This is a genomic window from Micromonospora sp. NPDC049004, assembly GCF_040649315.1.
Lineage (GTDB): Bacteria > Actinomycetota > Actinomycetes > Mycobacteriales > Micromonosporaceae > Micromonospora.
The window spans coordinates 863,648-889,919 of sequence record NZ_JBEZFG010000001.1 but is presented as its reverse complement, the minus strand read 5'-3'; the positions used below and the strand labels follow the sequence as shown (position 1 = coordinate 889,919).

Below are 26,272 nucleotides of genomic sequence, written 5' to 3'. Positions count from 1 at the left end.
GTCAGCCGTCCCCGGCGATCGGGCCGGCCCACTCGCCCGGATCGTCCGGCACCCGTCGCACGGTCAACTCCCCCAGGCACACGTCGCGCCACCAGTCGACGCTCGTCGGGTCCGGCTCCGCCGCGCACAGCACCGTGACGTCACCCGCGTACGGGGAGCTGCCGTAGCCGTCGCCGTCGACCGGGTCGGCGATCACCAGGGTGGCGACGTCCACCCCGGACTCGGTGAGCTGCCGGGCCAGCTCCAACGCCAGCACCCCTGCCGCACCCCGGCCCACAAGCGTCAGCTCCCCGGTCGACACGTGCTCGGCCAGCGCGGTCGCGTAGTCGGCGGCGAGGCGTTGCACAAGCGGCGCCGGGTCGAGACCCGCGTATCGGTGCAGGCCACCGTCGACGATCCCGCACACGGTCCCGCCGGTGGCCAACCGCTCGGCCAGCCCGGCGTAGGAGTCGAGGCTGCCGCTGCCGTCGTGCACCAGCACGTAGCGCGCCGGGCCCGCACCGGCCAGCGTCACCACCTCGCCGGTGTCGCTGACGGCCGGCTCCTCGTCGGGTCGGACGCCGCCGACGGCGGCCAGGTGATCGGCCAGGTCCGCGACGGTCGGGTGCTCCAGGATCCGGCGCAGCAGCTCGTCGAAGAACACGTCGGCGGCGGCCGGCACCCGTTCGGCGAGCTGACCGGCGAGTTTCGCGGCGAGCAGGGAGTCACCGCCGAGGGCGAAGAAGTCCGCGTCCCGCCCGACCCGTTCCACCCGCAGCACGTCGGCCCAGACGGCCGCGATCTGCTCCTCCACCTCGGTGAGCGGGGCGGTGGCGGTCGCCTCGGGACCGGCCGTCGTGGCCGTCACCAGTGCGCGTACGGCCGCCCGGTCCAGCTTGCCGTTGGCCGTGCGGGGCAGCTCGTCGACCACCTGCACCACGCTCGGGATCATGTAGTCGGGCAGCCGGTCGGCAAGGTGCTCCCGCAGTTCGTCGGGCACCACCCGCCGCCGGTCGGCCTTCACCCGCGCGGCGATGATCCGCATGCCCAGCCCGGCCATCGGGTCGGCGGCCGGCGGCAGGTCGAGTACGGGCGACGCCCCGGCGGCGGCGAGCAGATCACGCCACTCGTCGCCGGTGAGGAACGTGCGGTCGGTGCCGTGGCGCAGGTCGGCGAAGTCGCCCAGGTCGTCGTCGAGCCGCACCAGCAGCTCCAGCGACGTCATGATCTGGTAGTGCTCCCGGGTCATCTCCAGCAGCACCAGGTGCCCGCCGGGGGCGAGCAGCCCGCGCAGCCGCGCGAGGGTGGCCGGCACGTCCCGGGTGGCGTGCAGGACGTCGCCGGCGATCACGATGTCGGCGCTGTTCGGCGCCATCCCCTGCCCGGCCAGGTCGGCGTCGAGGTCGAGCTGTGCGAAACGCAGCCCCGGCCGGTCGGCGAAGCGTTGCCGGCCGGCGCCGAGGAAGAACGCCGACAGGTCGGTGTAGAGGTAGTCGACGTCGAGACCGTCCAGTGCGTCGAGCACGGCCGCGGTCGTACCGCCGGACCCGGCGCCGACCTCGACGACCCGCACCGGCCCGTCCAGCCGCTCGGCCAGTGACCGGACGGTCGCCGCCGCGACCGCGTTGGCCCACCTGTTGAACAGGGCGTCGGCGTAGAGGTTGTCCGACACCTCCAGCTCACCACCGGGAAAGAGCAGCGCGAGGGGGTCCTCGTCGCCGCGCAGCAGCGCCGGCAGCGCCGCGGCGCTGGCCTGGAAGTAGCGGACCAGCTCGGGGGACTCCCCGACCGCCGCCGCCCGCTCGGCCACCGCGTCCCAGGCCCGTGCGGCCGGCGGTGGCCCGCCGATAAGCCGGTAGCCGTCGTCGTCGTGGCGCAGCACCCCGCTGTCGGTGAGTGCCCGCAGCCAGCGGCGCAGCAGCCGGCGGTGCCGGGGTGCGACGCGGGTGGCGGCGTACATCTCGTCCAGGCGGTGCGGGCGGTCGTCGAGCGCGAGACCTGCGGCGCGCAGGGTGTCCAGCATGGCGGCGAGGCCGAGCTGGTCCAGCTCGTGCAGGTACGCCGCGTACGCGCCCAGGTCGGTGCCGGCGACGAGCGCGGACCCGGCCGCGATGGGCCCGGCCGGGTCGACCGGCTGCCCGGGGCCGGGCTCGACGGCGGCGGGCCGTACGACGGCGGCCAGTCGTCTCTCCAGTGGACGGTCGCCGTCGACCACGGCGATCGCCCCGCCCACGCCCGGGTGCGCCAGAAGCGCCGACTCGACCTCGGCCAGCTCGATCCGGTGACCGCGGATCTTGACCTGGAAGTCCTCCCGGCCGAGGAACTCGATCGTGCCGTCGGGCAGGTAGCGGCCCAGGTCGCCGGTGCGGTACAACCGCTCGCCGCTGGACGGGTCGGTGACGAACCGCTCGGCGGTGCGCGCCTCGTCGCCGAGGTAGCCCAGCGCCAGCCCAGCCCCGCCGATGTACAGCTCCCCGGCGACCCAGTCCGGGCGAGGCCGCAGCGCGGCGTCGCGGACGTGCCAGGTCTGGTTGGTCAGCGGCACCCCGTACGGGATGCTGCGCCAGGAGGGGTCGACCCGCCCGATCGGGTGGATGATCGACCAGATGGCGGCCTCGGTCGCGCCGCCGAGGCTGACCACCGCCAGACCGGGGACGAGCTCGCGGATCTGGTCCGGCAGGGTGACCGGGATCCAGTCGCCGCTGAGCAGGGCCAGCCGCAACGAGGGGACCCGGACCATCGGCGCGGCGGCGAGATAGTCGGCGAGCATCTGCATCTGCGCCGGCACCGAGTTCCAGATGGTGACCTCGTTCTCGGCCACCAGCTCGGCCCAGTGGGTCGGGTCGCCCCGGCGCTGCGGTGCGGGCAGCACCAGCGCCGCGCCGACCGCCGGCGGGCCGAACAGGTCGTAGACCGACAGGTCGAAGCCCAGACTGGCCAGGCCCAGGACCCGGTCGTCCGGCGTCACCTCGAACCGGGTGTTGATGTCCGCCACGGTGTTCAGGGCCGCCCGGTGGGTGATCACCACGCCCTTCGGGGTGCCGGTCGAGCCGGAGGTGTGGATGACGTACGCGCGTTCGTCCGGGCCGACCGTGCGGGCCGGCAGGGCCGTCGGCGCGGGCCCGTCCAGGTCGTCCACCGCGATCGGCGTGACCGCCTTGGGCCAGTTGCCGTCCACCCGGTCGGCCTCGGTGAGGACGTGCCGGATGCCCGCGCCGTCGAGGATCAGGTCGCGGCGCACGGGCGGCTGGTTCGTGTCGACGGGCACGTACGCCGCACCGGCCAGCAGCGCGCCAAACACCGCTACCACCTGCCGCCAGCCCTTGTCGGCGACCACCGCGACCAGGTCCCCGGGCCGGCAGCCGGTCTCGGTCAGCCGCGCGGCCACCGCTGTGGCACGGCCGGTGAGCTGCCGGTAGGTGAGGGTGCCGTCGGCGGCCACCACGGCCACCCGGTCCGGGGTTCGCAGCGCCTGGGCGAGCACCCCCTCGTGCAGCAGCCCGTCGGGCAGCTGCGCGGCGGTGTCGTTGACCTCGGCGCGGCGGCGGGCGCTCGCCTCGGGCAGCGCCACCGGGGCCAGCTCCTCCCACGCCTCGTCGGTGGCCGCCAGCCGGCGCAGCAACGCGGTGTACGCGGCGAACATCTCGTCGGCCAACCCGTCGGGGAAGACGCCCTCGCGGACGTCCCAGTTGGTGGCCAGCCCGCCGGAGCGTTCGATGTTCTGGCAGTCGATCCAGACCTGCGGGGTCTGGCTGATGCCGTAGCCCAGCTCGCCGAAGCCCTCCACGCCGGTGTCGCCGCCGAGCCCGATGGCGCTGGTGAAGACGATGGGCATCAGCGCGGCGTCGGCGCCCCGACGGCGGGCCAGTTCGCGGACGACGTCGACGCCGGAGAACCGGCGGTGGTCCAGGTCGGACCAGAGCTGCGCCTGGATGCGCTTGGCTCGCTCCTGCACCGGCGCGTCCGGGCTCTGCTCCACGGCGAGCAGGCTGACGGAGGTGAAGTCGCCGACGATCCGGTCCACCTGCGGGTGCGTCGGCGTCCGGTTGAGCAGGGTGACGTCGACGGTGAAGCGCGGGTGCACGCTCCACGCGGCGATCACCTCGACGTACGCGGCGAGCACCGCGCCCGACGGGCTGATGCCGTGCTGCCCGGCGCGCTGACGCAACCCGGCCCACTCGGTCGGGTCGAGCCGCAGGTCGAGGCGACGGAAGCGGGGTGGCGCGGCCGTGGCGTCGCCGCGCAGCGGCAGCTCCGGCGCCGGGGGCAGGTCGTCGAGCCGGGCCAGCCACCAGTCCCGGTCGGCGTCGTGGCGGGGGCCGCCGCGCAGCGGTTCGGTGGCCAGCAGGTGGTCGCGGAACGTCAGGGTCAGCTCGTCGGTGGGCGGGTCGCCGGCGTAGCGGCGGCCCAGCTCGTCGAGCAGGATGTTGATGCTGACGAAGTCGCAGATCAGAAAGTCGATCGAGAAGTGCAGGACGCTGCGGTGCGGGCCGCGGGTGACCCGCAACGCGAACAGCGGCCACTGCTGCGGGTCGTACCGGCGGTGGTCCAGCTCCGCCCGGGTGGCGGCCACCGCGTCGTCGAGGCCGGCCGCGTCGGCGTCGCGCACCTCCATGCGGTACGCCGGCACGTCGGGTCGTACCTGCTGGGAGCCGTCGCGGTTGACGACGGCCCGCAGCATGTCGTGGCGGGCGACGACCTCGTGCAAGGCGCGTTCCAGCCGGTCCACGTCCAGGTCGGTGAACGTCAGCTCGCCGTAGCCGTGGCAGCCGACGCCGCCGTAGGCGAACGAGTCGCCCCGCCCGAGCAGGTACGCGCTCTGCACGTCGGTGAGCGGGAACGGCTCGTACCGCTGCTCGGGGTGCGGCACTGCGGTGGGCGCGGCGGCGTCGCGCAGCACGGCCAGCACCTGCTCCTTGTGCTGGCGGAGCGCGGCGCGGCGCTGGTCGGTGAGGACGCCGGTGGGGGCCCGGAAGCGGAGCTGGCCGTCTTCCTCCCAGAGCTGCACACCGACCTGCGCCAGCTCGGCGATGAGGTCCTGCCCGTTCATATGGCCCCTTCCTCGTACGTGCCGGCGGCGTGCTGCACGGCGGTGGCCAGGTCCGCGATGGTTGGTCGGTCGAGCAGGCCCCGCATCGGCAGGTCGACGCCGTAGCGTTCGCGCAGCGCGGCCAGCAGGCGGGTGGCGAGCAGGCTGTCCCCGCCGAGGCTGAAGAAGTTGCGGGTGCGGCCGGGAACGGGACAGTTCAGCAGCTCGGCCCAGAGCGCGCCGAGGTCGCTCTCCAGGCCGGCGTGGGGTGGCTCGTCGGCCGGTCCGCTGTCGCCGCCGGCGAGCAGGGTTGCCACCGCCGGCCGGTCGATCTTGCCGTTGCCGCTCAACGGCAGCGCGTCGAGCACGGCGACGTGCTCGGGCACCATGTACGCGGGCAACCGGTCGACGACGAACGCGCTGGTGGCGGCCGGGTCGAGGGTGACGCCCGGCTCGGGGACGACGGCTGCGGCGAGGCGGCGGGTGGTGGTGCCCACGGCCACCACCACGGCCTCGCGTACGCCGGGACAGTCGGTCAGAGCCGCCTCGACCTCACCCAACTCGATGCGATGGCCCCGGATCTTGACCTGGAAGTCCGCCCGGCCCAGGAACTCCAGGGTCCCGTCCGGCCAGTACCGGCCCAGGTCACCCGTGCGATACCAGCGCACCCCGTCGTGCGTCACGAACCGCTGCACCGTGCGCTCCGGATCGCCCCGGTAGCCGGCCGCCACCCCGGCCCCGCCGATCCACAACTCCCCCACCACCCAGTCCGGGCAGTCGCGCCCGCGCCCGTCCACGACCCGATAGCGCTGGTTGGGCAGCGGGAAGCCGTACGGGATGGACCGCCAGTGCGCCGGCACCTCGTCCACCTCGAGCGCGTTGGACCAGATGCCCGCCTCGGTGGCGCCGCCGAGGGCGGTCAGCCGGGCGTCCGGTCGGCTGGCGACCAGCCGGTCCCGCAGGTCCAGCCCGACCCAGTCGCCGGAGACCAGAGCGTGCCGCAACGCGCCGAGTGGTTCGTCGCCGGCGGCGGTGAGCAGCATGTCGAGCAGGGCGGGCACGGTGTTCCAGATGGTGACGTCGTGCTCGCGTACGAGCCGCAGCCAGGCGCGGGCGTCGCGTCGCTGCTCCTCGCCGATCAGCACCACCGCCCCGCCGACGCCGAGCAGCGCGAAGATGTCGTACACCGACAGGTCGAAGTCCAGCGCCGACACGGCCAGGACCCGGTCGTGCGGGCCGAGGCCCAGCCGGTCGTTGACGGCCGCGATGGTGTTTACGGCCGCCGCGTGGGACACCTCGACGCCCTTGGGCTCGCCGGTGGAGCCGGAGGTGAAGATGACGTACGCCAGCGACGCCGGCTCCACCGGGACGCAGCCGTCCAGGGCCGGGCCGCCGTCGCCGGCCGGGTCGAGCCCGTCCGCGCCGACGACGGTCTTCACGTCGGCGCGGGTGAGGATCCGCTCCCGGCGCACCGACGGCTGGTCCACGCCGACCGGCACGTACACGCCACCGGCGGCGAGCACGCCGAGCACCGCGACGACCTGGTCGACGCCCTTGGGCAGGCACACCCCCACCGCGTCACCCGGCGCGACCCCGGCGCGCGTCAGCGCCCCGGCCAGCGTCAACGCCCGAGCGGCCAGCTCCCCGTAGGACACCGCCACCCCGTCACCGCACAACGCCACCCGACCCGGCTGGCGGGCCGCGCAGGCAAAGAACCCGTCGTGCAGCAGACCCGGCGTGATCGGCGCGGCGGTCGCGTTCACCCGCTCACGCACGGTCCGCTGCGCGGCGGGGAGCCCGACCGGCACCTGCCGCGCCCAGTTTCCGGCCGCCAGGGTGGTCAGCAGCTCGACGTACGCGGCGAACATCGTCTCCACCACGTCGGGCGGGAACAGCTCGGCCACCACGTCCCAGTTGATGCTCAGGCCGCCGTCGCGTTCCATGACCTGGTTGTCCAGCCACACCTGCGGGGTCTGCGAGGCGCCCCAGATCTGCTCGCCGAACGGCAGCGCCATGCTGACGAGCTCGTCGCTGATGCCCAGCGCGCTGGTGAAGACGACGGGCATGGCGGCGGGGGCGCCGGTGCGCCGGGCGATCTCCCGCAGCACCCAGATGGCGGAGACGGCGTTGTGTTCCATGCCGTCCCACATGCGCTCCTGGAGGCGACGTACCACGGTCAGGAAGTCGTCGGCCGCGCCGGGACGGTGCGGGACGAGCAGCAGCGAGGTGAAGTCGCCGAGCACGTGGTCGATGTCGGGGTGCACCTCGCGGCGGTCGAAGAGGGTCAGGTTGAGGGTGAGGTCCGGCCGCGCGCTGAAGGCCGAGAGCACCTCGGCGTACGCGGTGGCGAGCACGGCGGCCGGGCTGACCCCGTGGGCGCGGGCGGCGTCGACCAGGGCGGTCCACTCGGTGGGGCCGAGTCGTGCCGCGTGGCGGACGAAGCGGGGGGCGCGCACCTGGTCCGGGTCGACGGCGAGCGGCAACCGCGGCGCGGGGGGCAGCTGCGCGGCCTGCGCCGACCAGTAGCGCCTGTCGGCCTCGACTGTCGCCTCGTCGGGCCGGGCGGTGAGGACGTAGTCGCGGAACGACACGCCGATCGGGCGCAGCGGCGCGTCGAGGTCGACGTAGAGGGCGGACAGCTCGGCGAAGACGGTCACGATGCTGAGCGCGTCGAGCACGATGTAGTCGAAGCTGAACGCCAGCCGGACGCGGCGCTCGCCGTACCGGACTGCCTCGATGGCCACCAGCGGCCAGCGGGTCGGGTCGGCGATCCGGTGCGACAGCCGTTCGCGCAGGTCGGTGAGGGCGGCCTCGCCCTCGCCGACCTCGATGGTCACGTCGGGCACCTCGGGTTGGACGCGTTGACGTCCGTCGGCGTCGAAGACGGCCCGCAGCATCTCGTGCCGGCGAACGAGGCGGTTCCAGGCCGCGGTGAGTCGATCGAGGTCGACGTTCTCGCCGTCGAACTCCCAGTACCAGTGGGAGCCGACCTCGCCGAGGGCGAAGTCGCCGCTGCGGCCCATCCAGTACGCCCGCTGCACGTCGGTCGGCGGGAACGGCTCGTGGCGGTGCGCCGGGTCGGCCACGAAGGTTCCGGTCAGGGCGGCGCCCGTGTCGAGGCGTACGCCGGCGGCGAACCCGGCGAGCGTCGGCTCGGCGAAGAGCCGGCGCAGTTGTCCGCCGGCCAGGCCGGCCGAGCGCATCCGCCCGAGCAGGCGGGTGGCGAGCAGGCTGTCCCCGCCGAGGGTGAAGAAGCTGTCGGCGCGGCCGACGGTAGGTACGCCGAGCAGGTCGGCCCAGAGGGTGGCCAGCGCCGTCTCGACCGGCCCGACGGGCGGCTCGAACGCGGTGGACCGGCCGGTGCCCTCGGCGAGCCGTCGTGCCACCGCCGGCCGGTCGATCTTGCCGTTGCCGCTCAACGGCAGCGCGTCGAGCACGGCGACGTGCTCGGGCACCATGTACGCGGGCAGCCGGTCGACGACGAACGCCCGCACCGTCTCCGGGTCCACGTCGGACGCCTCGGGGACGACGGCGGCGGCGAGCCGGCGGATGCTGGTGCCCACGGCCACCACCACGGCCTCGCGTACCCCGGGACAGTCGGTCAGCGTTGCCTCGACCTCACCCAACTCGATGCGATGGCCCCGGATCTTGACCTGGAAGTCCGCCCGCCCCAGAAACTCCAGGGTCCCGTCCGGCCAGTATCGCCCCAGGTCACCCGTGCGATACCAGCGCACCCCGTCGTGCGTCACGAACCGCTGCACCGTGCGCTCCGGATCGCCCCGGTAGCCGGCCGCCACCCCGGCCCCACCGATCCACAACTCCCCCACCACCCAGTCCGGACAGTCCCGCCCCCGCCCGTCCACCACGCGACAACGCTGGTTGGGCAGCGGCACCCCGTACGGGATGGACCGCCAGTGCGCCGGCACCTCACCGACTTCGAAGACTGTCGAGTGGATGGCGGTCTCGGTGGTGCCGCCCAGGGCGACGAGCCGGGCGTCCGGGCGCAGCGCCACCAGGCGGTCGCGCAGATCCAGGCCGACCCAGTCACCGCCGAGCAGGGCGAGCCGGAGGTGGTTCAGCCCGCCGCCGGCCTCGGCGGCGGTCAGCAGCATGTCCAGCAGCGCGGGGACCGACTGCCAGACGGTGACCCGGTGCGTGTCGACGAGCCGACGCCACGCGTTCGCGTCGCGTCGCTGCTCCTCGCCGATCAGCACGACCGCCCCGCCGACGCCGAGCAGCGCGAAGATGTCGAACACCGACAGGTCGAAGTCCAGCGCCGACACCGCCAGGACCCGGTCGTCCGCGCCGATGTCGAACCGCTGGCGGATGGCCTCGATGGTGGTGCCGGCGGCGCGGTGCGGCACCTCGACGCCCTTGGGCTCACCTGTCGAGCCGGAGGTGAAGATGACGTACGCCAGCGACGCCGCGTCCCCGGGCACGCACCCGTCCAGGGGCGGGCCGCCGTCACCGGCCGGGTCGAGCCCGTCGACGCCAACGACAGTCCGGACGCCGGCGCGCTGCCAGATCCGGCCCCGCCGGGCGGCGGGCTGGTCGACGCCGACCGGCACGTACACGCCACCGGCGGCGAGCACGCCGAGCACCGCGACGACCTGGTCGACGCCCTTGGGCAGGCACACCCCGACCGCGTCACCCGGCGCGACTCCGGCCCGCGACAGGGCCCCGGCCAGCGTCAACGCCCGAGCGGCCAGGTCCCCGTAGGACACCGCCACCCCGTCACCGCACAACGCCACCCGACCCGGCTGGCGGGCCGCGCAGGCAAAGAACCCGTCGTGCAGCAGGCCGGGCGTGATCGGCGCGGCCGTCGCGTTCACCCGATCACGGACCGCCCGCTGCTCCGGCGGCAGCAGATCGCCCGGTGACGCGACCCAGTCCCCGTCGATCAGGCAGGTCAACAGCCGGACGTACGCGGCGAACATCGCCTCCGACACACCCGGCGGGAACAGCTCCGCCACCACGTCCCAGTTGAGGTACAGGCCCCCCTCACGCTCGGTGACCTGGTTGTCCAACCACACCTGCGGGGTCTGCGACGACGTCCACACCGGGTCGCCGAAGCACTCCCGCACGTCGGTGCCGAACAGATCGCCGAGGCTGAGCGCGCTGGTGAACACCACCGGGGCGAGCACGGCCTGCTCGGAGCGGGCGCGGGCCAGGTCGCGCAGCACGTCCACTCCGGAGTACGCGCTGTGCGCCACGTCCCGGGCGAACTGCTCGCCGAGGCGGCGGGCGCGGTCGACGAACGGCACCTCGTCGGTGGCGTCGACCTCCAGCAGCAGCAGGTTGGTGAAGTCCCCGCTGAGCGACGGCACGTCCGGGTGGTACGGCGTCCGGTCGTACAGCGGCAGGTTGAGCAGGAAGCGTTGCCGGCTGCTCCAGGCGGCCAGGACCTCGGCGAAGGCCGTCAGGAACACCATCGACAGGGTGACGCCGTGCTCGCGCGCGCGGGCGGCGAGGCGGTCCCGGTCGGCGCCGGAGAGCCAGTGGTGGTGGCGGGTCACCCGGTGCCCGCTGACCCGCTCGGGGGCCACGGCCACCGGCAGGTCGGGCCCGCCGGGCAGGTCGGGCACCCGCTGGCGCCAGTAGCCGGCGGCGGCCTCGCGGGCGTCGGCCCGACGCCGCTCGTGGGTGGCCAAATACTCGGGATAGCTGTAGCCGATGGGTGGCAGTGGTTCGTCGGGCCGGCGGTAGAGATGGGCGAGGTCGCCGAGGAGCACCCGGAAACTGTGCGCGTCGGCGACCAGCATCTCGATCTCCACGTGCACCCGGCTCGCCCCGTCGGGCAGCAGGCAGAGCTGGATGTCGAACACCTCGCCCCGGTCGACCCGCAGGGTCCGGTGCGAGAGGGTGGCGCGCAGGTCGGCGAGCCGCTGGTCCCGCTCGTACGCCGGCAGGTCACGCAGGTCGTGCACGGTCAGGCCGGGCCAGGCGCCGTCCGGGGTGATCTGCTGCCGGCCGTCGTCGAGGAAGCGGGCGCGCAGCATGTCGTGGCGTCGCACCAGGGCTCTCACGGCCCGGTCCAGCCGCTCCGGGTCCACGTGCCGGCCGTCGAACTCGTTGTAGAAGTGCGCCCCCACACCGCCGAGGGCCTGCTCCCCGGCCCGCCCGACCCAGTACGCGTGCTGCATGGTCGCCAGGGCGAACGGCTCGTCCGGGTCGATCGTCACCTCGTCGTCGTCGTCGCCGGCGGTGGCGGCGTCGGCGGCCGGTTCGTCGGTGGGCGAGGCCGGGTGGGCCAGCGCGTGCCACTGCCGGACGGTGCGCAGCTCGATGAGCTGGGCGAAGGTGAGACCCGCGCCGGCCCAGCGGGCGGCGAGCCGCATCAGCCCGATCGAGTCGAGGCCGCGTTCCAGCAGATCCTCGTCGGGCGACACCGGCTCGTCGAGCAGCGACGCGACGTCGTCGCACATGCCGTCGAGGGTCAGCGTGGTCGGCACTGGCATGTCTTCTCCCGACTCCTCAGGCGCGGGGAACGCGGATCGAGCGGTCGGCGAACCCGATGAGGTCCAGCCGCTCCAGGCCCTCGCGGACGCGGGGAGTCAGCAGGCCGATGTTGGCCAGCGCGGTGACCACGCGGGCGAAGATGGCCTGCCGATACTTGATCATCAGCTCGTTGTGGGCGGCGAAGTCGACGCCCTCGCCCCGGTCGACCTCGATGCGATCCCAGACGTCCTCGAGCAGGAACCGGCGGCGCATGAGACTCGCCGAGTCGAGCACCATCTCCTCGCGGTCGGCGAGTTCGGCGCTGGTCATCTCGCGGTAGATGCCCTCCAGCGACAGCACCCCGAACGACACGTGCCGGGCCTCGTCGCGGGCTACGAGGCGGGTGATGTCGCAGATGAGGCGGTCGTGGAAGGTGCTGTTGGCCAGCCGGAACGCGGCCATCGCCAGGGCCTCGACCACGATCTGCATGCCCAGCGCGGTGATGTCCCACCGGGAGTCGGAGAGCAGGTCCTCGATCAGCTCGGACAGCGCCGGGTTGATCGGGTACGGGTGCGGCACCTTCTCGCGCAGGTAGCGGGAGAACGCCTCGACGTGCCGGGCCTCGTCGGCGGCCTGGCTCGCGGCGTAGTACTTGCTGTCGAGGTCGGGCACCACCTCGACCAGGCGCGCGGCGACCACCAGCGCGCCCTGCTCACCGTGCAGGAACTGGCTCACCATCCACGACTGGAGTTCCCAGCGGAACGTGTCCCACATGGGCCGGCCGCGCCGCGCCAGCGGGGACGCCTCGAACGACGCCATGGCGAACGCGGAGTCGTCGGGCAGCGGCTCACCGAACGGCACCTCGATCGACCAGTCGACATCCGTGCTGGCGTTCCACTGGGCGCTCTTGGCCCGTTCGTACAGGGAGAGGACCCGGGGCATCTCGGACTCGTAGTGCCACGTCAGCTGCGCACGCACGGGGGTGGTCACCGACAGACCAGACATGCGCCCAAGGTACCGAGAGAGAACACAAGATGCCAGACCCTTGATGACAGATACAACGACGGGCGGTACCGTCGTGGCGTGGCCCCCCGACCCGTACCGGCCTCCGTGGGACAGCGACTGCTCGGCATCATCGAGCACTACCGGGCGGACCACGGGGCGTTGAACTGCCCGCTGCTGTGCCGCCTCACCGGCGCGGTCGACCTGAGCGCGCTGGAGCGGGCGCTCACCGCGCTGACCGCACGGCACGAGGCGCTGCGGACCACCGTCGTGGGTCGCGGACCACGGCTGTCCCAGCTCGTGCACGACCCCCGACCCGTCGAGCTGCGGGTCGTCGACCTGCGCGGCGAGCCGGATCCGCACGCCGCCGCCGACGCCGCCGTCACCACCGAGCTGGCCACCCGGGTGGACGTCACCCAGTGGCCGACCCGGGCCACCGCCTGGCGGGTCAGCGACCACGAGGTGATCGTGTGCTTCACCATGCACCACCTGGTCACCGACGCGTGGTCGTGCGGGCTGCTCTTCGAGGAGCTGCGCACCCTCTACGCCGACGCGCGGGCCGAGCTGCCCCCGGTGCGCTGGCAGTACCCGCAGTTCGTCACCTGGCAGGAGGATCGGTTGGCCGGCACCGAGCTGGACCGGCAACGCGAGTTCTGGCGCGCTCAGCTGACCGGGCTGCGGTTGCCGCGCCTGCCGTACCGCGAGCCGCCCCCGGACGCCACCCCGGGCGTGCTGGCCCGGGACCTCGACGCCGACGTCGCCGGCGGGCTGCGCGCCCTGGCCCGGCGACACCGTACGACGCTGTTCACCGTGGCCCTGGCCGTCTACTACGCCGTCCTGCACCGGGTCACCGGGCAGGGTGACCTCGCCGTCGCCTCGCTGTTCGCCAACCGTGCCCGGCCGGAGAGCCAACGCACTGTCGGGTTCTGCGCCAACATGGTCGTGCTGCGCACCCGGCTGCCACCGTTCGCCACCTTCGCGGCCCTGCTCCAGGCGACCCATGCGACGACCGCCGCCGCGTTCGCCAACCAGGAGCAGCCCTACCAGGCCGTCGCCACCGGCAGCGCAAACCTGGGCGGCCGGGTCGACGACGTGGTGTTCCAGATGATGGCGGAGCTGTCCCACCGCGTACGCGTCGGCGACACCGAGTTCGAGCTGCTCGTCCCCGAGGCGATCGGGAGCCGCTTCGGCACCGAGCTGGCGCTCGCCCCGCGCGGCGACGGCCTGCGCGTGGTGCTGTTCCACACGCCACGGCTCGCCCCGTCCGACGCCGAACGCCTGCTCGACGGCTACGTCACCGTGGCGCGGGCGGTGGTGGGCAACCCCGCCGTCGCGCTGTCGGCGCTGCTACGCCGCTAGGGCGGGTGTCGACACCCCTAGCCCGCGATCAGCTCGGCCCCGCGTTCGCCGATCATGATGCTGGTCAACGCGGCCGGCGCGCGTAGCGGCACCGGAACGATGCTGGCGTCGACGACCCGCAGGTTGGCCACGCCGCGTACCCGGCACCGCCCGTCCACTACCGCGCCCGGGTCGTCGGCCGCGCCCATCCGCGCGCCGCCGACCAGGTTCAACCGGCTGTACGTGGTGGCGCGCAGCAGGTGGTCGAGCTGCTCGTCGTCGCCCACCACCGCGTCGTCGACGAGTGCGAACCGGGCGACAGTCTTGGTGAAGGCGGCCTGGTTGGCGATCTCCCACGCGTGCCGGTACGCGTCGCGCATCCGGGCCAGATCACCCTCGGCGGTGTAGAACCCGAGGTCGACAACGGGCGGGCTCGTCCCGTCGGCGTCGCGCACCGAGATGCGCCCGCGCGAGGCCATCGCCATGTCGCCGATCATCACGGTGTTGACCTGGTCGACGCCGATGATCCGGTCCAGACCCGCGCCGGGGCCCCGCGACGTGCTCATGCCGGTGAACAGGCTCAGGTAGAACGCCTGGTCGGCCTCGTGGCCCGGGATGCCGGCGAGCCGGGCGATGAGCTGCGTACGCGGCCAGTCGCCGCCGATCGTCTCCGGCTCGGGGACCACCAGGATGATCGCGCCGGGCTGGTCGATCACGTCGGCGCCCACGCCGGGCAGGTCGACGAGCGGCGTGACGCCGGCCGCGCGCAGTTCGTCGGCGGGGCCGATCCCCGAGCGCAGCAGCAGAGCCGGGCTGTACGGCGAGCCGGCGCAGAGGATGACCTCCCCGGCGTCGATCCGCTCCCCCGCGACCTGCACACCCACTGCCCGACCGTCGTCGAGCAGCACGCGCTCGACCTCGGCGTCGCCGCGAACGACCAGATTGGACCGCGACCGGGCCGGGTCGAGGTGGGTGAGGGCGGTGGACATCCGCAGCCGGTCGCGCCGATTCTGCGGGTACGTCCCGATGCCGACGGCGTCGGGGGCGTTCATGTCCTCCTGGTAGTCGTGGCCCAAGCCGAGCGTGGCCTGCAGGAAGCCGTCCATCGCCGGCGTCAGCTCACCGCGCGGCCACCTGGTGATCGGGACGGGCCCGTCGGCGCCGTGGTGGTCACTGTCGCCGAACTGCTGGTCGGCCTCCAACCGGCGAAACGCCGGGAGCACCGCCGGCCAGTCCCACTCCGGCAGGCCGCGGCCGCCCCAGGAGACGAAGTCGGCGGCCGGGGCCCGGATCGCGCCCCGGTCGTTGATCTGCGTCGAGCCGCCGACGACCCGACCCCGCCGCAGCGGCGCTTCCCGCCCGGCGACGACTGTCGCCCGCAGATCCCAGTCGAAGCCGTCCTCGGCCTCCACCGAACCGGTCCGCAACGCCTCGGGCACCGCGGCCCCGACCAGGTCGGGGCCCGCCTCCAGCAGCAGCACGGAACGGGCCGGATCCTCGCTCAGGCGGGCCGCGAGCACCGCGCCGGCCGCGCCCGCACCGACGACCACGAAATCGTAGCGAAGCATGGGCTCAGCGTAGCCGAACACACGACATGCCAGGACGCATCACATGTGCTATCCGCGATTCTTCATTAGACTCTCGGGTATGAGCAGAGGCCCGGAAGTCATCCCCACCCTGCGCTACCGCGACGCGCCGGCCGCCATCCAGTGGCTGGTCGACGTCGTCGGTTTCCGCGCCGAGCTGGTCGTCCCCGGCCCGGACGACTCCATCAGTCACGCGCAACTGACCTGGGGCAACGGCATGGTCATGCTCGCCTCCCAGACGGACGGCAGCGACGGCCGACTCGTTCTGGACACCGGGCCAGCCGCGACCTATGTGGTGCTCGACGACGTGGCGGCGCACTACGAACGGGTCGTCGCCGCCGGCGCCGAGGTCGTGCAGAAGCTCCGCGACGAGGACTACGGCGGCCAGGGCTATTCGGTCCGCGACGCCGAGGGCAACCTGTGGAGCTTCGGCTCCTACCGACCCGGCTCGTCCTGACCACCGACCGCTGACCCACGGCGCGCGGGCAGCTTCCGCCGCCGTGGGGCCGGCTCGGCCCACGAGCTTCGCGGCGGGGTCAGTCGTCCAGCAACAGCCCGGCCAGCTCGGCCCGGGTGCCGGCGACGGTGCCGTCGAAGGTCGCCAGCCACCACGCCCGGCGATACCAGTGGTGCAGCGGCTGCTCCCACGTGAAGCCGCTGCCGCCGTACGTCTGGATGGCCACCTCGCAGGCGGTCATCGCGGCCTCCCGGGCGGCCACGCCTGCCGTGAGCACCGCCCGGTCGGCGACTTGGCCCGGTTCGGCGTCGACCGCCCACGCGGCCCGGTAGGCCAGCGACCGGGCCGTCTCGACCTGGCCGTAGCACTCCGCGAGGGGGTGCGCGACCGCCTGGTTGGCACCGATCGGCGTTCCGAACTGGGTGCGGGTGGCGGCGTACCCGCTGGCCCAGCTCAGCGCCCTCGCCGCCACGCCGACGGCCTCCGCGGCGAGCAGCGCCAGGGTCCGCCGCCGGGTCAGCGCGAGCACGTCGGCAGCAGCGTCCGCCGCCACGAGGAGCGTCGACGGTACGCCGGTCAGCTCCACAGTCGAGACCTGACGGCTCGGGTCCAGGGCCTGCCCGCCGGCCCCGGCCGACGTCGCCCGCGCCGCCGACGCGTCGACCAGGCGCAGCTCGATCCCGCCCGGCCCGGTCGCGACCACCACCAGGTCCACCACGTCGAGCGCGTGTGGCACACGGATCGCGCGGCCGGTGAGCGTCCCGTCGGCGGCGACGGCACAGCCGACCCCCGGGGTGAACGCCGGCGCACGGGCGGCGGCCACCGCCTCGCCGAGGGCGCCGGGGCCGTTCGTCCACGCCCAGGCCAGCGTCGCGGGAGCGGCGAGGGGCCGGCCCGCCGCCCGCAACGCCGGGCCGGCCAGGCCGACGGTGGCCCACCAGGGTGACGGGCTGCGCGCCCAGCCCATCCGTTCGGCGAGCAACGCCACCTCCACGGTGCCCAGCTCGGCGTCGAGCCAGCCCAGGTCGGTGACCTCGGCCCACGCCCGGCCGTCGTCGGTGGCCCGGTCGTCGGCGAGGTACTTCGCCGCGGTGTCCCGCAGCGCCTCCTGCTCCCCGGTCAGTGCGAAGTCCATGAGGTCTCCCCTCGTCGTGGGCGAGTCGGTGCGTCAGTACGACCGGGGCAGGCCCAGTACGCGCTCGGCGACCAGGTTGCGCAGCACCTCGGAGGTGCCGCCCTCGATGGTGTTGGCGCGGCTGCGCAGCATCTGGTGCCGCCAGTAGCGGTCCCAACCGTCCGGTTCGGCGTCGTCGCCGAGCAGCTGCACGGCGAGGGTGGTGAGCCGTTGGTGCGCCTGCGACCAGCGCAGCTTGATCACCGACGTCTCGGGGCCGGGCACCCCGGTACGCGCCAACGCGGCCAGCGCACGCCGGTTGGTCCAGCGCAGACCCTCCAACTCGACGTAGCGGGCGGCGATCTGGTCGCGCACGACCGGGTCGGTGTCACGGCCACGGGCCTTGGCGGTCGCGACCAGCCGGCGGAACGCCACGTCCAGCCGGGCGGTCAGGGTGAACCCGAAGGTGCCCCGCTCGTGGGCGAGGGTGGTCATCGCGACCCGCCACCCGTCGTCGAGCGCACCGACCACCGCGTCGAGCGGCACCCGCACCTCGTCGAACTCGATCTCGGCGAACTCGGCCTCGCCGGTCATCTGCCGGATCGGGCGCACCGTGACGCCGGCCGAGCGCAGGTCCACCAGCAGGCAGGTCAGCCCGCGGTGGCGGCGCTGGTCGGGGTCGGTGCGCGCCAGCAGCAGGCAGTGGTCGGCGAGGTGCGCGTACGACGACCACACCTTGCGCCCGGTCACCACCAGCTCGTCGCCGTCGCGGCGCGCGGCGGTCCGCACGGCGGACAGGTCGCTGCCGGCCTCCGGCTCGGAGAAGCCCTGGCAGAAGATGATGTCCCCGGTGAGGATGCGCGGCAGGTACCAGGCGCGCTGCTCGGGCGATCCGCGGGCGATGATTGTCGGCCCGACCATGCCCAGGCCGATGACCCCGATGTGCTCGGCGGCCTCGGCGCGGGCCGTCTCCTCCAGGTAGATCGCCTGGTGGGCCGGGGACAACCCGCGCCCGCCGTGCTCGGCCGGCCAGGTCAGGCCCGCGTACCCGGCGGCGTGCAGCGCGCGGGTGAACGACCGCACCGCCTCGATGTCGCCCCACCGACCCTGCGGCGGCGCCCCGTCCGGGCCGGCGGTCACCGGCACCGCGCCCGCCAACCAGGCCCGCAGGCCCGCCCGGAACTCCGCCTCCTCGGCGCTGTCACGCAGATCCATGCGCCGCATCGTACTCGTATCTGGTTTTGATCTGCAGTATCTTGTTTTCACGCGTCCCGACGCCGGAAGGGGTCCTCGATGGCCAGTCTCGCGGACGACGCCGCGGTACGACAGACCGCAGCCGGGCACTACCAGGCACACCTGTGCGAGGACTGGTCGGTGTGGGGGCCCAACGGCGGTTACCTGGCCGCGATCGCGCTGCGCGCGGCGGGCGAGGAGGCCGGCGCCATGCTGCCGGTGAGCCTGAGCTGCCAGTTCCTCGCGCCCCCGCGCTACGGCGAGGTCGACGTCGAGGTCACCCGCGTGCACGGCACCCGCCGCGCCGCAGCCCTGCACGTCACCCTGCGCCAGCGCGGCCGGATCCTGCTCGCCGCGTACGTCTGGACCATCGCCGCCGGCCTCATCGGCCCCGAACGGCGCTGGATGCCGCCACCGGACCTGCCCAAGCCCGACGAGCTGCCCACCCTGGTCGAGCTGATGCGCCGCGACGGCCTGCCGGTGCTGCCGATCTGGGAGCGGTGCTACGAGGTACGGCTGTCCGGCTGGCCCGCCGGCGGCTGGCAGCCGCAACGCGACGGTGTGCCCACCATCCGGGGCTGGCTGCGGCTGCACGAGGAGCTGCCGGCCGACGCGGACCCCTGGCTGGCGGCGGCCCGGCTCGTCTTCGCCGTCGACGTGGTGCAGTTCCCGGCGGTGGTGCAGGCGTTCGAGCGGACCACGTTCATGGCCCCGAGCATGGACCTGTACGTGGGCTTCCAGGGCGGCGACGACGGCACGGGCTGGCTGCTGGTGGAGGGCGAGGCCGCCGCCGCCACCGGTGGCGTGCTCGGCGCCCGCGCCCGCGTCTGGTCCGACAGCGGGCTGTTGCTGGCCACCGGCGGGCAGCAGATGCTCTACCGGATGGCCAGCCCCGTCTGACGCGGTCTCAGCCGTCGGCGCGGCGACCGAACCGGCGCACCGCCACCAGCAGGCACACCCCACCCAGTCCGAGCACCCACGCGAGGGTCTGCAGCACCGGCCACCGCACCGGCCCACCGCTGGACAGGCCGACCAGCGCCTCGGTGGCCACCGAGAACGGGTTGGCCCGCACCACGGGCTGCACCACCGAGGGGAACGCCGACACCGGCACGAACCCCGAGGAGAAGATGAACAGCAGGGTCGCCGGGCCGGTCAGCGACGGCGGCAGCGACTCCTCGTCACCGGGGCCGGAGCCCCGCCACAACGCGATCGCCGCCCACAGCACACCGAACAGCGCGATCACCGCGAAGAAGCCGACGACGGCCAGCGGCCCCTCCCGGAACCGGAAACCCAGCAGCATCGCCACGCCAGTGGTGAGCGCTCCGATGCCGACGATGCGCAGCACGTCACCGACGACCCGACCGGCCAGCAGCGCCCCCGGCGCCACCGGCATGGTGCGCAGCCGGTCGACCAGCCCGCCGCGCAGGTCCCGCAGGAAACCGACGGCGCTCGACGGCGACCCGAACGCGGCGGTGGACAGCACCACCAGCGGAGCCAACCGCTCCAGGTAGTGCTGCCGGTCGCCGTCACCGACGATCCGGCCGAACACCGCGTACTGGGTGAGCAGGAGCAGCACCGGGAACGCGAACGAGTAGACCAGCGCGGGCGGCGCCCGGAAGAAACGGCGAAGGTTACGCCCGGCGAACAGCGAGGCCTGCGTGACGGTACTCATCGGCTCCTCCGAAACGAACGTGCCGCGGCCGAGCCGAACAGCAGCCCCAGGACCAGCAACCAGACCAGCGCCGGCCACACCCTCGCGTCGGCGCCCTCGGTGGACAGCGCCCGCAACGCGTCGACCTGCGCGGAGAACGGTGACACCTCGACCACCGGTTGCAGCCAGCCGGGAAACGCGTCGACCGGGACGAAGGCGGTGGAGACCGTGGTGAGCACCAGGTACGGCAGGGTCAGCGCCGAGTACACCTGCTCGGGGTCGCGGGCGCCCAGCCCCAGTGCCGCGCAGCCGGCCGCGAGCACCACCGCGAAGCCGACCGCCAGCAGGACGAAGCCCGCGGCGCGGGCCGCCCCGGCGGTGAACCGGAAACCGACGAGCACCGCGGCGACGAGGATCACCGCCACCGCGACGGCGGCGCGGGCGGCGTCCACCACGAGCCGGGCCGCCGGAACGACTACCGCGCTCATCGGCAGCGTCCGGTACCGGGAGATCAGACCGCTACGGGCGTCGCCGGCGATCAGGTAGCAGGCCGACATGGCGACCAGGGCTGTGGTCTGCACGACGATCGCGGGCGGAAGGAACTGCTCGTAGGCGATCCCGTAGTCGGACATCAGCCGCTGGAAGACCACCATGAAACCGGCGAAGAACGTCAGCGGGAACACGACTGTCAGGCCGACCGACCGGCCCGCGCGGGCCTGGCGCAGGTTGCGGGCGGCCAGGACGGCGAACTGCCGCAGCCCGCCGGCCGGCACCGCGGTCGCGGTGCTCACCGGCCGGCCCCCGCCGCGTCCGCCTTCTCGGTGTCGTCGGACCCGGTCAGGGACAGGAACACCTCGTCCAGGGTGGGCCGCCGCACGGTGACGTCGTCGGCCTCCACACCCGCCGACTCCAGCCGCCGCACCACCTCGGTCAGGGTGCCGGAGCCGGCGGCCAGCCGCAGCACGTCCTCGTCCTCGGTCAGCCCCTCGAACGCCGCCCGCAGCTGCGAGGCCGCGACCGCCCGGGCCCGCGGGTCCTCGATGCGCACCTCGCAGACCGCGCCGCCGAGCTGACGCTTGAGCTCGTCGGGGGTGCCCTCGGCGGCGACCCGGCCGTGGTCGATGAGCAGGACCCGTCCGGCCAACTGGTCGGCCTCCTCGAGATACTGCGTGGTGAGCAGCACGGCCGTGCCGCCGTCACGCAGCTCCCGGACGACCTCCCACAGCGCCCGCCGGCTGCGCGGGTCCAGGCCGGTGGTCGGCTCGTCGAGGATCAGCACCTGCCGGTCGACCACCAGGCTCGCGGTCAGGTCGAGGCGGCGGCGCAGGCCACCGGAGTAGGTGCGTACCGCCTTGCCCGCCACCTCACCCAGGTCGAAGCGGTCGACGAGCTCGTCCGCGCGGGCGGCGGCCGCCTGCCGGCCCAACCCGAGCAGCCGGCCGAACAGCACCAGGTTCTCCCGGCCGGTCAGCAGCTCGTCGAGGGCCGCGAACTGGCCGGTGACCGCGATGCTGCGGCGCACCTCGGCGCCCTGGGCGACGACGTCGAAGCCGGCGACGCGGGCGGTGCCGGAGTCCGGCTTCAGCAGCGTGGTGAGACAGTGGATCGTGGTGGTCTTGCCGGCGCCGTTGGGGCCGAGCAGGCCGACCACCTCACCCGCGGCCACCTCGAAGCTCACCCCGTCGACAGCCGCCGTCGCGCCGAACGACCGGCGCAGATCGCTGACCTGGATCAACTGTTGTGACATCGCACCACCCTCATGCCAGGAATGCCGGAACCATATCAACGCTTGTCTGTGTAAAGCCAGATACGAGAACGAATACTCATCCGTCGACCGGGCTGCGCCGGGTGCGTAGTCGCTGGCGCGACGAGGCCGCGAACGCGACGGCGATCCGCTCGACCACCCCCGAGCGGACGCACTCACCGGCGATGCGCACGCTCGACTCGACGTCCACGGCGGTGGCCGTTCCGTGGCAGATCACGCACACACCGCGTACCCCGAGCAGCGCTCCCCCCGGCTCGGCCGCGAGCCCGTCGCGCACCGCGCGGGTCACCCGCCGCCGCCGCTCACGCGCCAGCGCCCCGATGGGCGAGAACGCCCGCACCGCGTCCAGCGCCAGGCCGACGGTGGCGTCCAATGTCCGCTCGTACATCTTCAACGCCACGTCGCCGGTGAACCCGTCGGTCACCGCGACGTCGATGCGGCCTCCGAGCACGTCGTACGCCTCGATCTGACCGCTGTACCCGGGCATCGTGGCCAGCAGGAGGTGCGCGTCGCGCCGGACCGGCCCGCCCTTGACCGCCTCGTGCCCGTTGGACAGCAGACCGATCCGCGGCTCGGCCAGCCCCAACCGTCCCCGCGCGTACTCCGCGCCCAGCACCGCGAACTCGACAAGCCACTCCGGCACGGCCGCCGCCGTAGCGCCGATGTCCAGCAGCACCGTCGGACCGGCGCCCGGCACCGGCAGCACCGTGGCCAGGGCCGGGTTGCTCACCCCCGGCACCCGACCCAGCCGGACGGCGGCCGCGAGCACCGCCGCGCCGGTGTTGCCCGGGGTCACCATGGCGTCCGCCCGGCCCGCCGCCACCTCCCCGGCGGCGACCAGGAGCGAGGAGCGCCGCTTGGCGTACGTCGCGGCCACCGGATCCTCACCCATGCCGACCACGTCCGGGGCGTGCACCAGTCGTACGCCCGCCGGCGCGACACCGCCGGGCAGCAGGTCGCGCATGAGCGCCTGCGGGCCGACCAGCGCGATGTCCACAGTGCCCGCCGCGGCCAGCGCGCCGGCGATGACGGGCGCCGGCCCGAGATCCGCGCCGGCGACGTCGACCGCCACCCGCAGCCGCCGCTGCGGTGACGCGCCCCGACCCGCCATCACCGCACCCCGGCGCCGAGCCGGTCCGCCGTGGCGGATCTGCCGGTCATGCCGTCGGGCTCGTCCGGTGTCGACGGTCCTGCGGGCGCGTCCGTCGCCGGCCCGGCCGGTTCGGTCAGTGGCGAGGTCAGCCAGTGGCGCAGGGCGGTACGGGCCGGCGCCAGCTCGCCCGCGAACGCGACGACCAGATCCCGGTGACCGTGTGCCGGGCCGGCCGGGCGGTCGGGACGCAGGTCGGCGGCGAGCACCTCGACCCGGGCGGCGAGGTCCGCGCCGCGCCAACCCAGCGCGTAGCCCAGTGCCGCCTCGTCCCGGGCGGCGGCCCGCCCGGGCAGGCCGGCGACGGCACGACAGTCGGGGTCGATCAGCTCGACGGCGGCGAGCAGCGCCTCGGCCTCGGCGAGGACGCCGGCGGCGGCGAACCGCCAGGCCTGGTCGGCAGCCCACCGCCCGTCGCGGCGGGCCTGCCCGACCAGGTCGACAAGGCGGGTGAACAGCGCGCCGAGCGCGGCCACCGCCGGACGACAGGTGCGCGCGGCGAGCGTCGCGGCGCGGGCCGCCGGCCCCGGCGCGTACGGCCGCAGTCGCAGCCGCGCGGCCCGCACCAGCGGTTGCGGCGTCCCGGAGTACGCGTCGGCCAGCACCGGATAGCCGTCACCGGAGCGGTCGGAGCCGGCGGCGAAGCGTTCCAACCGCCACTGCAACTGGTCCAGCAGGATGTGGCGGGTGCCGTCGAACACGCCGTAGAGGAGCACGTCACGGACCCGCGCGGCGTACCCGAACTCCTCGACGAGGGCCCGTGAGCCCAGCACCGCGCGGCCCTCGGTGACGGCCTGCTCGGCCAGCTCGCAGCAGGCGTACTTGGCCACCGCGGCGGCGTATGCGGCGGCCGGCCCGAGCGCGTTGATGAGGAAGGTGGCCTTCACGGCGGTCGCCGCGACCAGCACGTCGAGGGCCGCCGCCCGCACGAGGTGTTCGGCTATCGCGCCGAGGTGCACGATCGGTTCGCCGTAGACGTCGCGCTCGCGGGCGTACCCCACGGCCGCAGCGAGCGCCCCGCTGGCGGCGCCGGAGGCGAGTGAGCCGATACCACCGCGCGACAGCGCCAGGGTCAGTTGCAGGATGGTCAGCCCGTCGCCCGGCGTACCGATCGGTTGGGCCGGGGTGCCGGCGAACCGTACGCCGGAGATGTCGGCGGCAACGGCGGGCAGTGTCCGCCACCGGGGCAGGGCCGTCACCGTGTCGTCGCGTGCGGCCAGGAACAGGCCGAAGCGGTCGGTGTCGGCGAGCCGGGCCAGGGTGATCAGCAGGTCGTGCCGGGTGCCGCCGTTGATGAGGTGCTTCTCCCCGGTCAGCCGGTATCCGCCGTCGACCGCGTCGGCGCGGGTGCCGGTGCGGGCCAGGTTGCTGCCGTGCTCCAGCTCGGTGAGCAGCATGGCGGCCGCGCCTCCGCTGCGCAGCACCGCGCCGGCCCGGTCGCGCTGCTGCGGCGTGCCGGCGATGCAGAGCGGCAGCAGGGCCAGCGCGTTGACCCCGAGCGTGATGGCGAGGCTTCCGCTGTGCCGGGCGGCCTGCGCGTTGAGGGCGTTGACGTGCACGGCGGTGGCGCCGGCGGGGTCGTACACGGCGGCGACGCCGATCTCCCGCAGGTCGGCGAGGACGTCGTCCGGTGGGGTGCGACCGGCGTCGGCCGCCGCGAGCCGGCGCGCGGTGTCGGGGTGATCCAGGTGCCGGGCGATGGCCGGCAGCGGGTCGAGCTGGGCCATCGGCAGGGGGCAGAGTCGTTGCCACGCCGACGTCTCGTCCGGTGTCATCCGGCACCTCACCGTAAATACGTGACAGTAGATACGAGATGCATGCTAGCGGTCCCGGCCGGTGGGTTTCACCCCCTGAAGCTCATCCCGCTCGCCACCGGGCTGACTACGCTCGGCCCATGGTGACGGCGGGACTGCTCCTCGCGGCCGGCGCCGGGCGTCGACTCGGCATGCCGAAGGCCCTGCTGCCGTACCGGGGGCGACTGCTGGTGGACCACGCGGCGGCGATCCTCACGGCCGCCGGCTGCCAACCGGTCGTGGTGGTGCTCGGCGCGCAGGCCGACGAGGTGCGCTCCCGGACGCGACTGCCCGGCGTGGTCCTCAACGACGACTGGGCGACGGGCATGGGCTCATCCCTGCGGGCCGGGCTGTCCGCCGTGGCGGCCAGCCCGGCCGTGGCAGTCGTGGTCACCCTGGTCGACATGCCCGGCCTCACCCCCGAGGCGGTACGCCGTGTCGCCCTCGACGCCACCGTCGACTCCCTCGCCGTTGCCACCTACGCGGACGGTAGGCGCGGGCATCCGGTGCTGCTCGGCCGACAGCACTGGGCCGGCGTGGCCGAGGCGGCCACCGGAGACCGGGGCGCGCGGGACTACCTGCGGGCACAGGCCGAGAGGGTACGACTGGTCCCCTGCGCCGACATCGCCGACGACACCGACGTGGACCTGCCCGAACAGGCGGCCCGCCTCCCCAGCTAGGGTGACGGTGTGCTCAGCGGGGTCAAGGGTCTGTCCCGACACTTCACCGAGGACAGTCTGCGGGAGTATCTGCTGGCGCGGTCGGTCCGCCAGGCCGACGGCTGCCTGATCATCCGCGGCTACGGCTCCCGGCGCGGCGTCTACCAGAAGGTCGCGGGCCGCGCGTGGGCGCACATCGCGGCGTACGCCGTCTTCGTCGGCGGGTACGACCCGCACCTGGAGGTCGACCACCTCTGCCCCGCGCGGGACTGCGTCGAACCCACCCATCTGCGGCAGGTCAGCCACGCCGACAACTGCCGCACGCGAGCGCAGACGCCGACCTGCCGCAACGGGCACGAACGCGAACTCGACGAGTCGACGGGCCGGTACCGCCGCACGTGCCGCGCCTGCAACCGGGACAGCCAGCGCCGCTGGCGCGAGCGCCAGGCCGCCGAGGTCGCCCAGGCCCGCTCGGCGTACGTCCCAACCTGACCCTGTCCCCCACCGCCTTGCCCGTGTCCGGGGTCTGTTCGCACCGATCTGCCCGAAGGGTCCCAGCTCCACAATGGCTCGGCGCCAGAGCATGAAGGTGACGTGGCCGCAGCGATTGCCGCTCAACCGGATCGTCGAATCAAGCCCTGCCTCGGTGATGACCACTGCGCGAATACGGTCGACCCTTTTGACAGGGAGCCGTTTCCAGCAATCGGACGGTCACTACGCAGCCCTTGAGCAACCGAGGGAGGACGATCGGTACACCGCTCGAGGGTCCCATGCGAACGCTGGTTCTTGAGCCGGTGGCCTTGGTCGCCAGCAGCTTTGACCAGCGGTTTCCGTATCAGCGACAGCGGTTGACCCCTCGTAGCCATCACGGTGGCGACCCTCGCGGTCGACCGCGAGCACCGCGTTTTCGGCGTGCTCGATGAGCAACATCGCCGTCTCGGCTGCTCGTAACCAGCGCTCCGCGGTTCGAACCCGAGGGCAGCACCAAGAAGCGGTACTCTTGGCGGTCGTGGATGCGTCCAAGAAGTGCGGGCGGTGTAGGCAACTTCGGCCGACAGAGTCCTTCCTCAGTGCGACC

At 73.9% G+C, this 26,272-nt stretch carries 16 protein-coding genes; 5 read left to right on the top strand and 11 right to left on the bottom strand.

Annotated elements, in window-relative coordinates:
* Window position 1: 1 nt before the first annotated feature.
* From AB0B97_RS03970 to AB0B97_RS03960, 3 genes are read right to left on the bottom strand one after another with little or no spacing between them, the layout of a single operon-like run.
* The gene (locus AB0B97_RS03970; protein ID WP_357490398.1) at window positions 2-5,029 is read right to left on the bottom strand and encodes an amino acid adenylation domain-containing protein; all 5,028 of its coding nucleotides are present in this window, start codon (window positions 5,027-5,029) and stop codon (window positions 2-4) included.
* Window positions 5,026-11,466, bottom strand: a complete 6,441-nt coding sequence (locus AB0B97_RS03965) for an amino acid adenylation domain-containing protein (protein WP_357490397.1) — start codon at window positions 11,464-11,466, stop codon at window positions 5,026-5,028. The genes AB0B97_RS03970 and AB0B97_RS03965 overlap by 4 nt, the downstream gene beginning before the upstream one ends.
* A gap of 16 nt (window positions 11,467-11,482) precedes the next feature.
* Window positions 11,483-12,451 (bottom strand): ferritin-like domain-containing protein, encoded by a 969-nt coding sequence (locus AB0B97_RS03960; protein WP_234589604.1) that lies wholly within the window; start codon window positions 12,449-12,451, stop codon window positions 11,483-11,485.
* A gap of 78 nt (window positions 12,452-12,529) precedes the next feature.
* On the opposite strand from AB0B97_RS03960, the gene AB0B97_RS03955 reads away from it, so the two are divergent.
* The gene (locus AB0B97_RS03955; RefSeq protein WP_357490395.1) at window positions 12,530-13,807 is read left to right on the top strand and encodes a condensation domain-containing protein; all 1,278 of its coding nucleotides are present in this window, start codon (window positions 12,530-12,532) and stop codon (window positions 13,805-13,807) included.
* A 17-nt stretch (window positions 13,808-13,824) separates the two neighbouring features.
* On the opposite strand, the gene AB0B97_RS03950 is transcribed toward AB0B97_RS03955, so the two are convergent.
* Window positions 13,825-15,354, bottom strand: coding sequence for a GMC family oxidoreductase N-terminal domain-containing protein (locus AB0B97_RS03950; RefSeq protein ID WP_357490393.1), 1,530 nt, complete (start codon window positions 15,352-15,354; stop codon window positions 13,825-13,827).
* 79 nt (window positions 15,355-15,433) lie between these two features.
* On the opposite strand from AB0B97_RS03950, the gene AB0B97_RS03945 reads away from it, so the two are divergent.
* A complete protein-coding gene (locus AB0B97_RS03945; protein WP_344360591.1) occupies window positions 15,434-15,829 on the top strand; it encodes a VOC family protein in 396 nt (131 codons plus the stop codon).
* A gap of 79 nt (window positions 15,830-15,908) precedes the next feature.
* On the opposite strand, the gene AB0B97_RS03940 is transcribed toward AB0B97_RS03945, so the two are convergent.
* Window positions 15,909-16,964: an acyl-CoA dehydrogenase family protein gene (locus AB0B97_RS03940; protein ID WP_357490391.1), complete on the bottom strand. Its 1,056-nt coding sequence runs from the start codon at window positions 16,962-16,964 to the stop codon at window positions 15,909-15,911.
* Between the two features lie 33 nt (window positions 16,965-16,997).
* A complete protein-coding gene (locus AB0B97_RS03935; RefSeq protein ID WP_357490389.1) occupies window positions 16,998-18,158 on the bottom strand; it encodes an acyl-CoA dehydrogenase family protein in 1,161 nt (386 codons plus the stop codon).
* 78 nt (window positions 18,159-18,236) lie between these two features.
* Between AB0B97_RS03935 and AB0B97_RS03930 the strand changes: the two genes are divergently transcribed.
* Window positions 18,237-19,076 (top strand): thioesterase family protein, encoded by an 840-nt coding sequence (locus AB0B97_RS03930; RefSeq protein ID WP_357490387.1) that lies wholly within the window; start codon window positions 18,237-18,239, stop codon window positions 19,074-19,076.
* A 7-nt stretch (window positions 19,077-19,083) separates the two neighbouring features.
* Here the strand turns inward: AB0B97_RS03930 and AB0B97_RS03925 are convergent, their stop codons facing one another.
* The 5 genes from AB0B97_RS03925 to AB0B97_RS03905 form a co-directional block, all read right to left on the bottom strand.
* The gene (locus tag AB0B97_RS03925; RefSeq protein WP_234589578.1) at window positions 19,084-19,848 is read right to left on the bottom strand and encodes an ABC transporter permease; all 765 of its coding nucleotides are present in this window, start codon (window positions 19,846-19,848) and stop codon (window positions 19,084-19,086) included.
* Window positions 19,845-20,618, bottom strand: coding sequence for an ABC transporter permease (locus AB0B97_RS03920; protein ID WP_357490385.1), 774 nt, complete (start codon window positions 20,616-20,618; stop codon window positions 19,845-19,847). Before AB0B97_RS03920 ends, AB0B97_RS03925 begins: the two co-directional genes overlap by 4 nt.
* Window positions 20,615-21,574, bottom strand: coding sequence for an ATP-binding cassette domain-containing protein (locus AB0B97_RS03915; RefSeq protein ID WP_357490383.1), 960 nt, complete (start codon window positions 21,572-21,574; stop codon window positions 20,615-20,617). Before AB0B97_RS03915 ends, AB0B97_RS03920 begins: the two co-directional genes overlap by 4 nt.
* 76 nt (window positions 21,575-21,650) lie before the next feature.
* Window positions 21,651-22,703: a phosphate acyltransferase PlsX gene (locus AB0B97_RS03910; protein WP_357490381.1), complete on the bottom strand. Its 1,053-nt coding sequence runs from the start codon at window positions 22,701-22,703 to the stop codon at window positions 21,651-21,653.
* Window positions 22,703-24,517: an acyl-CoA dehydrogenase family protein gene (locus AB0B97_RS03905; protein ID WP_357490379.1), complete on the bottom strand. Its 1,815-nt coding sequence runs from the start codon at window positions 24,515-24,517 to the stop codon at window positions 22,703-22,705. The genes AB0B97_RS03910 and AB0B97_RS03905 overlap by 1 nt, the downstream gene beginning before the upstream one ends.
* 119 nt (window positions 24,518-24,636) lie before the next feature.
* On the opposite strand from AB0B97_RS03905, the gene AB0B97_RS03900 reads away from it, so the two are divergent.
* Both AB0B97_RS03900 and AB0B97_RS03895 read left to right on the top strand, forming a co-directional pair.
* The gene (locus AB0B97_RS03900) at window positions 24,637-25,215 is read left to right on the top strand and encodes an NTP transferase domain-containing protein (RefSeq protein ID WP_357490377.1); all 579 of its coding nucleotides are present in this window, start codon (window positions 24,637-24,639) and stop codon (window positions 25,213-25,215) included.
* 9 nt (window positions 25,216-25,224) lie between these two features.
* Window positions 25,225-25,686, top strand: coding sequence for an HNH endonuclease (locus AB0B97_RS03895; RefSeq protein WP_357490375.1), 462 nt, complete (start codon window positions 25,225-25,227; stop codon window positions 25,684-25,686).
* Window positions 25,687-26,272 lie beyond the last annotated feature (586 nt).

Coding starts and splice junctions, on each gene's coding strand:
- AB0B97_RS03970 (WP_357490398.1), bottom strand. CDS start 5,029: ATGAACGGGCAGGACCTCATCGCCGAGCTGGCGCAGGTCGGTGTGCAG.
- AB0B97_RS03965 (WP_357490397.1), bottom strand. CDS start 11,466: ATGCCAGTGCCGACCACGCTGACCCTCGACGGCATGTGCGACGACGTC.
- AB0B97_RS03960 (WP_234589604.1), bottom strand. CDS start 12,451: ATGTCTGGTCTGTCGGTGACCACCCCCGTGCGTGCGCAGCTGACGTGG.
- AB0B97_RS03950 (WP_357490393.1), bottom strand. CDS start 15,354: ATGCTTCGCTACGATTTCGTGGTCGTCGGTGCGGGCGCGGCCGGCGCG.
- AB0B97_RS03945 (WP_344360591.1), top strand. CDS start 15,434: ATGAGCAGAGGCCCGGAAGTCATCCCCACCCTGCGCTACCGCGACGCG.
- AB0B97_RS03940 (WP_357490391.1), bottom strand. CDS start 16,964: ATGGACTTCGCACTGACCGGGGAGCAGGAGGCGCTGCGGGACACCGCG.
- AB0B97_RS03935 (WP_357490389.1), bottom strand. CDS start 18,158: ATGGATCTGCGTGACAGCGCCGAGGAGGCGGAGTTCCGGGCGGGCCTG.
- AB0B97_RS03930 (WP_357490387.1), top strand. CDS start 18,237: ATGGCCAGTCTCGCGGACGACGCCGCGGTACGACAGACCGCAGCCGGG.
- AB0B97_RS03925 (WP_234589578.1), bottom strand. CDS start 19,848: ATGAGTACCGTCACGCAGGCCTCGCTGTTCGCCGGGCGTAACCTTCGC.
- AB0B97_RS03915 (WP_357490383.1), bottom strand. CDS start 21,574: ATGTCACAACAGTTGATCCAGGTCAGCGATCTGCGCCGGTCGTTCGGC.
- AB0B97_RS03910 (WP_357490381.1), bottom strand. CDS start 22,703: ATGGCGGGTCGGGGCGCGTCACCGCAGCGGCGGCTGCGGGTGGCGGTC.
- AB0B97_RS03905 (WP_357490379.1), bottom strand. CDS start 24,517: ATGACACCGGACGAGACGTCGGCGTGGCAACGACTCTGCCCCCTGCCG.
- AB0B97_RS03900 (WP_357490377.1), top strand. CDS start 24,637: ATGGTGACGGCGGGACTGCTCCTCGCGGCCGGCGCCGGGCGTCGACTC.